12 protein-coding genes are annotated in these 12,787 nt (G+C 35.7%); 5 read left to right on the plus strand and 7 right to left on the minus strand.

The annotated features are described in order from the left end of the window. Window positions 1-13: 13 nt before the first annotated feature. Window positions 14-775 carry a DUF5067 domain-containing protein gene (locus U8521_RS11060; protein ID WP_334352750.1) on the minus strand — a complete coding sequence of 254 codons (762 nt, stop codon included), beginning with the start codon at window positions 773-775 and terminating at the stop codon, window positions 14-16. Between the two features lie 204 nt (window positions 776-979). Here U8521_RS11060 and U8521_RS11065 point away from each other — a divergent pair, with 204 nt between their 5' ends. The 5 genes from U8521_RS11065 (at window position 980) to U8521_RS11085 (ending at window position 4,961) form a co-directional block, all read left to right on the plus strand. Further along, window positions 980-1,189 (plus strand): hypothetical protein, encoded by a 210-nt coding sequence (locus tag U8521_RS11065; protein WP_246013822.1) that lies wholly within the window; start codon window positions 980-982, stop codon window positions 1,187-1,189. Between the two features lie 137 nt (window positions 1,190-1,326). After that, the gene (locus U8521_RS11070) at window positions 1,327-2,091 is read left to right on the plus strand and encodes a cation diffusion facilitator family transporter (RefSeq protein WP_334352751.1); all 765 of its coding nucleotides are present in this window, start codon (window positions 1,327-1,329) and stop codon (window positions 2,089-2,091) included. 178 nt (window positions 2,092-2,269) lie between these two features. Continuing rightward, entirely contained in the window at window positions 2,270-2,944 is a 675-nt protein-coding gene (locus tag U8521_RS11075; RefSeq protein WP_334331671.1) for a 2,3-bisphosphoglycerate-dependent phosphoglycerate mutase, read from the plus strand. A 253-nt stretch (window positions 2,945-3,197) separates the two neighbouring features. Next, complete coding sequence (locus U8521_RS11080) at window positions 3,198-4,046, plus strand: GRP family sugar transporter (RefSeq protein ID WP_334352752.1); 849 nt, start codon at window positions 3,198-3,200, stop codon at window positions 4,044-4,046. Window positions 4,047-4,142: 96 nt separating this feature from the next. Next, the gene (locus U8521_RS11085; protein WP_334352753.1) at window positions 4,143-4,961 is read left to right on the plus strand and encodes a Cof-type HAD-IIB family hydrolase; all 819 of its coding nucleotides are present in this window, start codon (window positions 4,143-4,145) and stop codon (window positions 4,959-4,961) included. Between the two features lie 27 nt (window positions 4,962-4,988). On the opposite strand, the gene U8521_RS11090 is transcribed toward U8521_RS11085, so the two are convergent. The 6 genes from U8521_RS11090 to U8521_RS11115 all read right to left on the minus strand — a co-directional run bounded on the left by U8521_RS11090 (window position 4,989) and on the right by U8521_RS11115 (window position 12,699). Further along, a complete protein-coding gene (locus U8521_RS11090; RefSeq protein WP_334331668.1) occupies window positions 4,989-5,279 on the minus strand; it encodes a hypothetical protein in 291 nt (96 codons plus the stop codon). Window positions 5,280-5,604: 325 nt separating this feature from the next. Beyond that, window positions 5,605-7,692: a KUP/HAK/KT family potassium transporter gene (locus U8521_RS11095; RefSeq protein ID WP_334331667.1), complete on the minus strand. Its 2,088-nt coding sequence runs from the start codon at window positions 7,690-7,692 to the stop codon at window positions 5,605-5,607. Window positions 7,693-7,809: 117 nt separating this feature from the next. After that, the gene (locus tag U8521_RS11100) at window positions 7,810-10,233 is read right to left on the minus strand and encodes a Xaa-Pro dipeptidyl-peptidase (protein ID WP_334352754.1); all 2,424 of its coding nucleotides are present in this window, start codon (window positions 10,231-10,233) and stop codon (window positions 7,810-7,812) included. Between the two features lie 113 nt (window positions 10,234-10,346). Further along, window positions 10,347-11,690, minus strand: coding sequence for a C1 family peptidase (locus U8521_RS11105; protein ID WP_334331665.1), 1,344 nt, complete (start codon window positions 11,688-11,690; stop codon window positions 10,347-10,349). A 16-nt stretch (window positions 11,691-11,706) separates the two neighbouring features. Beyond that, window positions 11,707-12,396, minus strand: coding sequence for a ribose-5-phosphate isomerase RpiA (gene rpiA / locus U8521_RS11110; RefSeq protein ID WP_334331664.1), 690 nt, complete (start codon window positions 12,394-12,396; stop codon window positions 11,707-11,709). Continuing rightward, entirely contained in the window at window positions 12,397-12,699 is a 303-nt protein-coding gene (locus U8521_RS11115) for a GNAT family N-acetyltransferase (protein WP_334352755.1), read from the minus strand. It abuts the gene before it with no gap. Window positions 12,700-12,787: the final 88 nt, after the last annotated feature.

A 12,787-nucleotide genomic window follows, 5' to 3' on the forward strand; every position in this document is an offset into this window, starting at 1 on the left:
TTCGCCGACTTTTTTATTTTAATTTTAATGGTTGTGTCATATCAAGAAATCCATTAGTTTGAATATTTTTGAAATACATTGTGACATCAGAATCAGTATTTTTAACTTTCACGATTAAGGCTCCGTCAAAACTCTTGCCAGGTAAAACTAGGCCACCGTTACTGGAATTGATCAGTGCTGCATAATCACCTTTGGCTCCCGTTGGAGAAAGTGTTTCACCATCTTGTTTTAAGACGATAGCATTATTTTGTACTCGTTGTGGGATTTCAGAGTTGGAAGTCTTGTTAGTGTAGTTATATTTGACTAATAAAGCCGCGTCACCATTGGCATCTTTTACTAATTTTACTTCGTTAGAAATTTTGAAGGTATACCAATCAGTATCATAAGTTAAATCGTTATAAGTCCCAGCATTTTTAATTTGATTTTGGGTTTGCTTTTCAGTTTTTTCGGTTTGTTGATTATCACTTTTTTGCTCTTTAGGAGTTGTTTCTTTTTCAACTTTTTGTTCTTTTGCTTTTTTAGGTGTTACTTTCTTGGGTGACACTTTTTTGGTTTTCTTTTTAGTTTCAACTTTTTCTATTTTATGAGTTTCAGATGTTGGCTTGGCAGCTTCTTTATTAGAATCGACTTTCCAAAATGTCACTATACCAATTATCAGAACGATTATTAAAATAATTGTTATATAAAACGGCTTTCTTTTGTAAAACGGCAGGTGTTTACGACGAAAACTTTCACGTGTCATATTAGATCTAGAATTATTGTTATGCCCATTCATAGCGTTTCTCCCAGTTAAATAATCCGACTATAATGTTTTACCACCATCATAGCATATTTATTAACCGTCAATTAATTAACTAAAAAATGCTAAGAATTTTTTAAAAAAGGAAAATCAAATAAAAGTGTTGAACCGACTTTTGAAAAGTGGTATAAATATCTGGTCGATATTGATGAGATGTTATTTTTAAAGAAGGGGGTCGCAATGATGATGTTGTTTAGAAATCATGGCGATTATGAAGTTACTTGTAATTTCTTGAGCAAAGAGGGACAAGAAATTGCTAAAAAGCGCATTTGTCATAATGTTTCCAAGAAGGAAGCTCGTGAAGGTATGAGAGATTATGTTACCAACAGATTCTCTGATATCATAGATGTCGCTCATCCCATTAAAGTTGTTGCAAAACTTGCAAAATAAGAATTTACAATTTATTAACTACTCAAAAGACGGAGTCAAATCTAACTGATTTGGCTTCGTTTTGCGTCATAAGAAAAATGTTCAATTTTTTTATAATCCGTTACGTGATTGTTATGATAGAAGCAGGAGGCTTAGTTATGGATCATGAAAAAGTAACAGGTAAACGCTTTTTTTATGTCACAGCTTTGAATGTGATTATTACAATTACGGAATTTGTTGGCGGCTTTGTTTCTGGTAGTTTGGGTCTTATTTCAGATGCGTTTCACAATTTAGAGGACTCACTTTCAATTGTGATTTCGTTTGTTGCAAACGTGATTGGACAAAAGAAAAATGACGTCCAAAAAACTTTTGGCTATAAGCGAGCTGAAATTTTAGCGGCATTTGTTAATTCAATAATTTTAGTAGTTATTACAGTTATGATGGTTTTTGAATCTTTTAAGAGACTAACGCAACCACAATCGATTAATGGATCTTTGATGATGGTTGTTTCCTTGATTGGCTTGGCGGCTAATTTTGTGTCGATGTTGATTCTTTTTTCAGGTTCAAAAAATAATTTGAACATTAAAGCAACTTTTTTACATATGCTGTCAGACACTTTGTCTTCAATTGGTGTGTTTGTAGCCTCGATTTTTGTCATTTTGTTTAAATGGAATTGGGTCGATCCAGTGATTACGATAATCATCGCAATTTGGCTTTTAAAGGAGGCCTTTAGCGTTGTTATTGAGACAGTCAATATCTTAATGGAAGCTAGTCCTAAAATTGATTTAGACGCCGTTTCTGCAGCTATTTTGACAGTTCCAGAAATCGTTAAGGTTCATCATGTTCATTTGTGGATGATCGACGAGAATCATATCATGCTGGATGCACACATCAATGTGAAGAAAACTTGCAATATGGATTAGTTGGACCATTTGTATGACGTAGTTGATAAATTGTTGCTCGATAAATTTCAAATTACTCATGTAACCTTACAAGCAGAGTGCTCTCGAGGTTTAGATAACTCGTTGATAGACTAATTCCTGAAGGTAGATTGTGTTAAGATTAGTAAGTAATTTTATATGAAAGTTGGAATGTCTATTTATGGTAAAACTTGTAATGGTCAGACATGGTGAGAGTACAGCCAACGCTTTGAATCAATATACAGGGTGGAATAATGTTGGCTTGACAACTGAGGGAAGAGTTCAAGCCCATTATGCCGCAAAGCAGTTGCAGGGGTTTGAATTTGAACACGTTCACACCTCAGTTTTGAAACGAGCAATCATTACAGCCTATATTATTCAAGATGATTTAAATCTTAATTATGTGCCAATAACTAAAAGTTGGCGCTTGAATGAAAGACATTATGGAGCCTTACGTGGGCAAAATAAAGATGAAACGAGAAGAGAATTTGGTGAACAGCAAGTTCATTTGTGGAGAAGAAGCTTTTATTCAGTTCCACCTAAATTGGCTCAACCAGATCCTAATGATGGTCCTTATAAATATTTTGAACCAAGAATAATGCCAGTAGCAGAAAGTTTGTATGATGCTTATAAACGAATCGTTCCGTATTATGTAGATCATGTTGCTAATCGTTTGCTCGATGGTAAGAATCAATTGATTGTTGCTCATGGAAGTACGATTCGGGCCTTGATCAAATATATTGAGGGTATTAGTGATCAAGATATTGATGGTGTCGAAGTTGCAAATGGCATGCCTTTGATTTATGAATTTGATGATCGTTTAAATATTATTAATAGTAACCGTCAAAATAAGTAGTGTCCCTAAAGTTGAAAAGCTTTGGAGACATTTTTTATTTAAAAAATTTACTTTCTTCAGAATAAAATGCTTTCATTTTATAGATTATGAGGTACACTATTTAAATGGTCTAGATATTTGAAAAGGTTTTATGCCAAGTAGACAAAATAAACAAAAAAAGTAATAAATGTGTTATTCTAGAATTTATGTTTTTAACGCATACAAATTATTACTTGTAAAAGTATCAATATTTTTAGAATTAGAGGAAGTTTTTATGAATATTTTAATTGCACTGATACCAGCATTAGGTTGGGGTTTTATGCCAATCATTACTGGAAAAATTGGTGGTTCTCCAGTTAATCAAATGTTTGGAATTGGTGCCGGAGCAACTATAGTTGGGTTTATCGCTTACCTAATTACTCAACCAGCGGTTAATACGACCGCCTTTTGGTTCTCAGTTTTGTGTGGAGCTTTATGGACGATTGGTCAGATAGGTCAATTCATTTCTTTCAAACGAATTGGCGTTTCAGGCACGGTTCCTTTATCAACTGTCTTTCAATTAGTTGGTAATTCAATTATTGGGATGTTGATCTTTGGTGATTGGAGTGGCGTACAATCCAAAATAATCGGTATTATAGCTTTATTGATCGTTGTGGCAGGTGCCTCCGTTTCGGATAGCACAGAAGGCAATAAAATGGAATTCAAGGATGCCATGTTCTTACTTTGTACAACAGTTGGATTTTGGATTTATTCATCATTTCCAAATATGCCGATTGTTAAGGATCAAAGCGGTACAGCTATCTTTTTACCAGAAATGTTGGGAATTCTCGTTGGAGCAATGATTTATGCATTATTCACAGACGTGAAATCATTTAAACAAAAAGAACAATATTTAAACATCTTTGCTGGTGTAGCTTGGGGAATTGCAGCTTTCGCCTATATTTTCTCCGCCAAGGCTAACGGAAATACTTCAGCTTTCATTTGGACCCAATTGAATGTTATTATCGGAACCTTTGGTGGAATCTTCATTCTTAAAGAAAAGAAGAGTAGTCGTGAGATGAAATTTACAATTTTAGGAATTGTTTTGATAGTTGTTGGTAGTGTAGCTACTTCATTTGCTTAGGAATAGACTAAAGTAATCGTACTTTGCTTACTTTAGTCTATTTTTTTGTTCAGTAGTTTGGTAGACTGAAGTAAAGCAAAAATGAGGTGAATCAAAATGATTAAGCATATTTTTTCTGATATGGATGGTACTTTGTTAAATAACGCTTGTCAGATCAGTGATGGGAATGTTAAAGCTATTGAAGATAGCCAAATTCCCTTCACGCTAGTTTCCGCCCGTTCTCCTAAGGAAATGGTCGAGGTAATCGATAAATTACATCTGACAGAACCACAGATTGGTTTTAACGGTGGATTAATTTTTCAAAAAGTTGATGGAGAGATTCGATCTTTGAAAAGTGAAACGATTGATTTTTCCGAAGTGGAGCGGATTATTCAAGTTGTTAAAGATAAATTTAAGAAGACGAGTTACAGTTTTTATGATTTAAATAATTGGTATGTGGAAAAAATCGATAAAGGAATTGAATATGAAACTGAGGTAGGTGGACAGACACCAACTATCTCTGAATTTGCTTCACTTTTTAAACAAAAGTTAAGCGTGTTCAAAATAATGCTGATAACTTTTGATGAAACTGAGATGGAAAATTTAGTTAACGAATTAAATCAATTTAATCCTGGAAATTTGAGCATCTATCAGTCGACACCAACTTATTTGGAGATAACTAGTACCAACGCTCAAAAACATTTAGGAATTGAATATATTAAAGATTTAGAGAACTTACAGACTAATGAATTAGCCGCTTTTGGGGATGGCTTAAATGATCTTTCAATGCTACAAAATGTAGGAACCCCGATCGTGATGGAAAATGGATTTGAGAGTTTGAAAAAACACGCTAAATATATCACTAAAGATAACGAGCATGATGGTGTAGCGTATGGTATCAATCAATATTTATTAAATAAAAAAACTGGCATTTAGATGTCAGTTTTTTTGTGGTCATGATTATTATTGAGCATTGACACGATGAATCAAATGATGCTTGAAGTAGTTAGCTTCACCATATCCACTGTTGATGATGTAGAACTTCTTGTTCTGATAAATAAAGCTGATACGTTCATAACCATAGAAGTTATCAATCAGAAGGTCGGTTATTTGATCAATAGAGATATTGATATGATGGGCAGTTTTAAAACCACGGGTAATCGTCATAGAAAGCTGATTCTTATGAAATTGATAATCTACATAGCCACAAAATTTCTTTGAATTATTATCGATGACTTGAATATACGTGAACATAATAATCGCTTCTTTATGAAGAATTCATCAAAACTCTTATAGTTTTGATTGTCTTAAATTATAAACAGGGGATGAAAATAGACAAATAATTGTGTTTGTTGTTCCAAAATGTCTAACAGAGCTGTTGTTCCAGACTAGATAGAAATTTTTTGCAGTTGATTTGGTAAATTATGAAGGGGATACGATTCTGTTCATAGTAAATGTAAATTTGATTATGAGAGACTAAAAAAGAAGCTGTGCCAATGTTATTTACATCAGTACAGCTTCTTTTTTGTTATTTCTATTTAGTTTGTTGCGGAAGACGGCAATTAACTACTAACAAATGTTATTCGTCATCTTCGTCGTCATCAATTTCTTCATCGATCTTAATATCTTTCAATGCAGAACGATCTTTTCTAACTAAACGTAGACGATTGAGTGAAACTTTTCCGAGTACCAATGGAACTCTTTCTTCAACTACATCACTGTAGGAGAGTCCGAACCAGTTGGCTGGGGAAATGAATTTTTGAAGTAAGAGTCTTAAATGAATAATACTCTTCTTGAGATTGCTGATCTTTGTGTCAGGTGAAAGGACTTCTTTAATAATAACGAATGAGAAGTCACCGACATCACGGTCAGGAATCGTTGTATATTTCTGTGGTTGAGATTTGATCTCACCATTTGACATCATGTCGTTAACTACTTGACGAAGATAAACATTGACTTTTTGGTCAACTCTAAATCCAAGATAAAGTTGAACGCTGACCATATAGTCAGTATCGAAAGTTTCAACACTATAAGCTGCAGTGTATGGTTCGTCAGTAACGTTGACAGTTACAAACCAGTAAACTTGAGCTCGCTTTGGCCGCTTATCGAGGATTGAATAAAGAATATTCTTCTTGATTCGATAGCCATCGTGGACACGAGTTAAGTAGACTAGGTTAGTTGTGTAGAGTGGATAACTTGGATCTTTTCTCAAATCGTTTAATTGACGTTTAAAAGCCAGTAGGGAAGCAAAATGGCTCCGGTATGTGTTATCGTCCTTGAGTCGTTCACCGTATCTCCAAACGAACATTACGGCGATTAAAACAGCGGCGATGAACATTGTGATATAAGCACCGTGCAAGAACTTGTTACTATTTGTTACGAAGAAGATACTTTCTATCACGAAGAAGAAAGCGATGATCACGGTCGTAAATAGTCGGTTGACTCGTTTCATCAATAACCATTGGTGAAGCAAGATCGTAGTCATTAACATGGTGATAGTGATTTCTAGACCATAGGCATTAGACATGTTTTCTGAAGTTTTGAAATAGAAAACGATGAATAAACAAACGACCCAAATAATTGAATTTACAGTTGGGATGTAGAGTTGTCCCTTGAAATTAGTTGGGTAGTAAGTCTTTAATCTTGGGAACATTCTCAATTTAGTTGCTTCAGATACTAAAGTGTATGAACCGGAGATCAAAGCCTGTGAAGCGATGATAGCGGCTGCAGCTGATAAAAGAATCCCAAATAGTCGAAAATCTGCTGGAATTGATTGATAGAACGGATTCATAGATGAACCCATCTTTTGCAAAGTCGCATTGTCTTTAACACTGATGATCCAAGCGGCTTGACCTAAATAACTTAACAATAAGCAGATTTTAACAAAAGGCCAACTAGTATAAATATTTGGACGACCAACGTGGCCCATATCTGAATAGAGAGCTTCAGCACCAGTTGTAGCCAAGAAGATACTACCTAAGATGAAGACGCCTCGAATATTGATTGGGCTTCTCAGAAGTTCAATTGCATAGTAAGGATTCAAAGCACGGATGATTGTCCAGTCACCGGAAAGGTTAACGATTCCGATTATCCCAAGAAATGAGAACCAAACTAACATAATTGGTCCAAAAGCTCGACCAATCATTTGGGTACCAAATCTTTGAATAAAGAACAGTGTTGATAAAATAATTACTGTCACGATGATAACTTGATTTTGTGTACTAATTAAAACGGCGTTATGAATCTGGATTCCCTTGAGTCCTTCAATCGCCGCTGTAACAGTAACAGCTGGAGTCATCATTCCATCAGCTAAAAAGGTTGCTCCACCGATCATAGCCGGTATGATCAGCCATTTAGCACGTTTTCTAACTAATGTGTAGAGGGCAAAAATCCCACCTTCACCGTTATTGTCAGCCCGTAAGGCAATCAACACGTATTTAATTGTTGTAACCAAGGTCAGTGTCCAAAAAATTAAGGAAACACTACCTAAAATAAAGTTGGTGGACATTTTTTCAAGTCCACCATTCCCAACCATTAATGAGTGCATTACATATAGAGGTGAAGTACCAATATCTCCATAAACGATTCCTAAAGCAATTAAGAATCCGGCAATGCTCATTTTTGAATGGGGGTTATTCTTCATTGAATTTAGTTGTGTCTTTTCCATATAAATAATCTCCAAAAATAAACAGTTCAACGGGTATTGTAACATTAAGCACCGAGGTATGGAACCACTTATTTTTGCCTAGTTAAATTCCCAACATATCAAGGCTTAACCCGCTTTTTAGTTTGTGTGTAATGGAACAATTAGTGACGATTGATCTAGTTGAACTGTATATTCTATATTTTGATTTCCTCGAACAGTCATACCAAAATCAGTTGCATAAACGATCAAGCCTAATTGGTGTCCGGCTTTAAGTTTATAAAATGTTGGTTGTAAGTCAACGTTTACATTGTAGAAGATATTAGGTTTTAATTCATCAACTTTATAGTTATTTTCGCGATTTTGTAAATTAATGTGACCTTTTGTGATCATTTTAGCGGACGTTTTCTTGCCAAGGGTGAATTCACGCAAGTTATCTTCACGCCAATCATAAGTTGAAGCAAGACTATTGGCGGACAAAATGCTAGGGGAAACATTTAAACGTTTAGCATCTCCAAAGTCGACAACTTGAAAACTCAGCATTCCTAAATCCTTACTTGAAGAAACTTTCAAATTCACATTGATCTTACCATCGAGTAATAAGTCTTTAGTTAAGGAGTCAGTTTTGAAAGTTAACTGATGACCAGCTAGTTTTTCATTACCAGCCAATAAGTCACTTTGCCATGTAGCGTTATTATCGCGATACAATTCAAAATCAGCTGGTTTTAATTGGTCGTTGAATGAAGCAGCCGATTCTGTTGTTTTTTCAGTGGTTAATTTATCACTTGATAAGTTATAGTTGATAACTGAATTTTCGGCGTTACTCCAATCTTTGTAAGCTGTCCAAGTCTCTGGCTTAACATTATCTTGTACGATTACATTAGGAATGATTTCTTTAGCTTGATTATCGACTCCTAGTAATTCATTAGTTAACCAGAGGTTGATAATGTCGCTATAATCGATTGAACGAAAGGCGTTGATGTAAATGTGTTGTCCTTGGTGGAGAATGATCTTTTGCGTAACGCCGTTATGCTTAATGCCATTCCAAAGTCTTTCAACGTTACGTGGCTTAACGTTCCAATCGTTTAAACCGTGAACCATGAAGACATCGGCCGTGATGTTTTTGAAGTCTTTGTGATAATTACGAGCATCCCAGAAAGTATTGTAGTCACCACTGTTACGGTCTTGACCAGCATCAATGGCTTTGATTTGTTTATTCCAGGCATCCTTAATATTGTGGAAATCACCTGGTTGCAAGCGACGACTAAAAGTTTCTTCCGCTAAAACGTCAGCATCTTCACCAGGGAAGCCGTCAGGAGCGATAACTAAACCACCATCGCGATAGTAGTCGTACCAACTAGAGATAGCAGCTTCACTGATAACAGTCTTCAAGCCCTTAACTCCAGTAGTTGCGGCAGCCGTTGCTAAAGTACCAAGATAAGAACGTCCCGTCATAGCGACTTTTTTGTTGGACCACCAAGCTTTAATTTCAATGTTATCGATTCGGTTGGTGAAAGCAGGTAGATCAGCAGTTAACCACTTGATGATTGAAATAGTTGAAATAGTTTCTTCCTTGTCGCCAGTAGTTCTGAAACCGTCAGAATCCTTAGTACCGATTCCCGCCATATAAATTACCGCAAAACCACGAGCTAAGAAGTAGTTATTTAAGGTATAAGAACTTTCACGAGCAAAAGTTTCTTCAGCCTTTTTAGTTTCACCGTTAATAACGCGAGGATTAGGTAAGTTGACCTTTGGCTTGTGATATTCAATATCTTCATATTTAAGATTATTGGGTTCTTTGTGAGTCAAAGGAACGTTGACGTTGTGCATTAATTTTTCACCAGTTTCGTCATTTGTCCCTTGGTTGTACGGACTAGCTGTGTATAAAACAGGCACCTTTAGACCATGTTCAGTTTCGTAAGGACGCAAAATTTCTGCCTTGAGAAGATCACGTTTTCCGTCATGATCGCTGTCTTGAGGAGATTCAACGTAAACGACTTCGCGAATCAACTTGTGAGGATCAAAAACCGGTAGTGTTTTACCGTTGAAAAGTAGTGGTTTCGTGACCTTGCCATAAAATTTAGTGAAGTAGCCTTTTGAAGCCAGTGAATCGACAAAGGTTTGACCATCCTTGTTGTGAGTAGCTAACAACCAGTACCAAGCTGATTTGAGTTCGGGAATGGTAAAATTGTCACCTTGGTGATCAGCAATCAGTAATTGGATTTTTTCCATTGCTGCAAGTGGTTTATCAAATGAGAAATCAACATCCGGGTTGAATTTCAATAACTGTAACGCTACATTGTAAAACGCAGCGACTGAAACACCAGTTGAAGCATCTAAATATTCGCTCAAATTTTGAGTTGGAGTTGCCATGTAAGTACTCAACTTTTGTTCAAAACTAGTTGAAGTTTTATCTTCGATAAAAGCTTTACTCAAAAAACTTTTCCATAATTTGATGGCATCTGTTTCTGAATTATTGTCCTTATCCAAAAAGTCAATCTCGGTTAATTCTTTAAGTTGATCTTTAAATTCAGTGGGACGAATAGCAAATTGGTTATTTTTCATACATGACACTCCTTAAAATTATTAGTATTATTAAAACTTATTATAAAGAACTGTAATGCAAAAAGCCCGTCAATTCAAATAAGAATTGGCGGACTATTAAAAAAATATTAGAATTAAGCTAATGCACCCATTGGATCCCAAGGAGCAAGAACTTTAGGATCTTTAGATTCTGTTTCGAAGGTATTCTTGAGGTCATCACTCAAGTACTTCTTGTTGATAACTAGTTGATAAACGAATTCATCAAACCATGAGTCACTCATAACAAAGTAACCTTTAGTACCAACTTTTTCACCCCATGAGTTTTCAACCTTCCACTTGAGTGGGTTGCCGTTTTCATCAAGGTCAACACCAGTAATAACCATGGCATGTGTCATCATACTTTCGATGTAATCAAGACGTTCAGCCTTAGTCATTGAAAGATCTGTGTCGAGTAAACCTTCAAGGTCATAGATGTTTGTATCCATGATACCGATCTTACGATCAGAACTTTGACCAACATCACTACCGAACCAAACTGTTTCACCAGCTTGAAGTTGTTTGATAGCAAGTTTCTTGAAGTCAGAGTTTTCAAGGTTCAAGTGACGAACTTGACGGCCACCAACGACGTTACCAAGCATTTCAACTGTGTAAACGTGGTTGTATGGTTTGTCAGCTGTTGGAGCGTTGATAGTTGAAATGTAGCTATCTAAGTCCCAACCAACATACTTCTTGAAGAATTCTTGTGGTGTAATACCAACTTCTTTGTGATAGTTCTTATCATCATCACGGTAAGCCCAGTCAAATTTTGTAGGTGGAACACCAACTGTGTAAACTAAAATCTTGTAGATTTCGCTAAGAAGTTCATTCTTCTTACGTTCGATATCTTCTTCAGATTTGTTGTCATTTACAAGGTCACGCAAGATAATTGCATCTTTACGTAATTTCTTATTAAGAACGTTATTTAATTCAGAAGAATTTGTACGACTGAATGTATCTGGCATAACGCTCTTAGGAACAACACCATATTTTTGAACTAGAGCCATAACCATGTCCCATTGGCCACCATCTTGTTGAGGTGTTGCCATTAAAAAGTCAACTTTACGGTCACCAGTTGGAAGTGCGGCTGTGTTGATGACATTTTCAAAGAAGTAATTTGATTTTTCTAGTTTATCCCAGAAAAGCATGTAACCTTGAGATAGTTCGAAGCCCTTGATCTTGAAGTTATCTTGAAGAGGGTGTCTCATTGTATTTAAAGCTGCGAAAACCCAGCAAAGTCCAGATTGTTTTTGATCAGCAACCTTACCAGTATCGATTTCAACTGAGAAAGTTGGATCCATAGCAACTTTAGATGCCATAGTTTCACTTGATTTGAAAAGGCCGTTATTAGCAACAGCGTTTTTAATAGCTGAAGAACCTGGTGTATTTTCAAATGCTGTTTGGAATTTATCTAAATCTGATGATGTGATTTCTTTTGTCATACAAAAATTCTCCTTCTTATCTGATATTGTCGATTACTTTTGGTCCATCCTCATAACCGACGATAATAGTATTAACTATATCAAGAAATAGTCCATGTGCAACTATTCCAACTTGATGATCTAACCAATCAGCCAATAGATGAGGGTGATTGATCGTACCAATCTTTAAATCAATTACATAATTTTTATTGTGGGTCAAGAAACGACTGCCATCTTCGTTAAGACGATAAACAGGGTTTAGACCTTCTTTTTCTAGATCTTTAAAAGTTTTTTCACAGCCAAAAGGAATTACTTCAGTTGGAAGTGGAAAACTACCTAGAGTGTCAGCCATTTTTGATTGGTCAACGATCCAAATATTGCGATTAGAATTAGTAGCGACCATCTTTTCAAGTAGGTGAGCACCACCGCCGCCTTTGATACCTTGATAATTTTTATCAATTTGGTCTGCACCGTCGATCGTTAAGTCGATGTGATCAACCTCATTTAGATCTTTAGTTGGAATGCCAAGTTCTTTAGCTTGTTTTTCCGAACGAGAAGAAGTTGTTACAGCGGTGATATTTTCAATCTCACCAGCTTTTAATCTGCGACCGAGTTCCTCAATCATAAAATAGACAGTCGAGCCAGTGCCAAGTCCGACGATTGAATTACTCTTGAAATAATCGACTGATTTGATACCAACAGCTTTCTTTAATTCATCTTGGTTCAACTAATTTTCCCCCTTTAAGAGCTTTTGGTAATTTTCGGTAAGGATAAATCTGATTTCGGGTCTGTTCTTGAAAGCAGTTTTGGCATATTCACAAACGGGAACGATCTTTAATCCTTTTAAATCGGAAAAATCAACGACAGCATTGAGTAGCCTTTTAGCTAGACCCTGTCCACGATATTCTTCATCAACGAAAGTGTGGTCAAGTGAAATCACACCATCTTCAACAGTAGAATAAGTTAATTCACCAATTGTTTTGTCGCTGTCTACTAAGTAGAAGCGACCCTTTTCATGATTTAATTCCATAAAATTACCTCCTGCACGATTGTTTAATATAATATTACTCTATTATAAGAAGAAAGTCAGTTGAATCAATAGTTTTATAATGGCTAAA

Origin of the sequence: Companilactobacillus miaonis (genome assembly GCF_036913615.1) — a bacterium.
In the GTDB taxonomy this organism is placed as follows: domain Bacteria; phylum Bacillota; class Bacilli; order Lactobacillales; family Lactobacillaceae; genus Companilactobacillus.

Bases quoted from the DNA above. Each gene is read 5' to 3' on its own strand.
- U8521_RS11060 (WP_334352750.1), bottom strand. From the start codon at position 775: ATGAATGGGCATAACAATAATTCTAGATCTAATATGACACGTGAAAGT.
- U8521_RS11065 (WP_246013822.1), top strand. From the start codon at position 980: ATGATGATGTTGTTTAGAAATCATGGCGATTATGAAGTTACTTGTAAT.
- U8521_RS11070 (WP_334352751.1), top strand. From the start codon at position 1,327: ATGGATCATGAAAAAGTAACAGGTAAACGCTTTTTTTATGTCACAGCT.
- U8521_RS11075 (WP_334331671.1), top strand. From the start codon at position 2,270: ATGGTAAAACTTGTAATGGTCAGACATGGTGAGAGTACAGCCAACGCT.
- U8521_RS11080 (WP_334352752.1), top strand. From the start codon at position 3,198: ATGAATATTTTAATTGCACTGATACCAGCATTAGGTTGGGGTTTTATG.
- U8521_RS11085 (WP_334352753.1), top strand. From the start codon at position 4,143: ATGATTAAGCATATTTTTTCTGATATGGATGGTACTTTGTTAAATAAC.
- U8521_RS11090 (WP_334331668.1), bottom strand. From the start codon at position 5,279: ATGTTCACGTATATTCAAGTCATCGATAATAATTCAAAGAAATTTTGT.
- U8521_RS11095 (WP_334331667.1), bottom strand. From the start codon at position 7,692: ATGGAAAAGACACAACTAAATTCAATGAAGAATAACCCCCATTCAAAA.
- U8521_RS11100 (WP_334352754.1), bottom strand. From the start codon at position 10,233: ATGAAAAATAACCAATTTGCTATTCGTCCCACTGAATTTAAAGATCAA.
- U8521_RS11105 (WP_334331665.1), bottom strand. From the start codon at position 11,690: ATGACAAAAGAAATCACATCATCAGATTTAGATAAATTCCAAACAGCA.
- U8521_RS11115 (WP_334352755.1), bottom strand. From the start codon at position 12,699: ATGGAATTAAATCATGAAAAGGGTCGCTTCTACTTAGTAGACAGCGAC.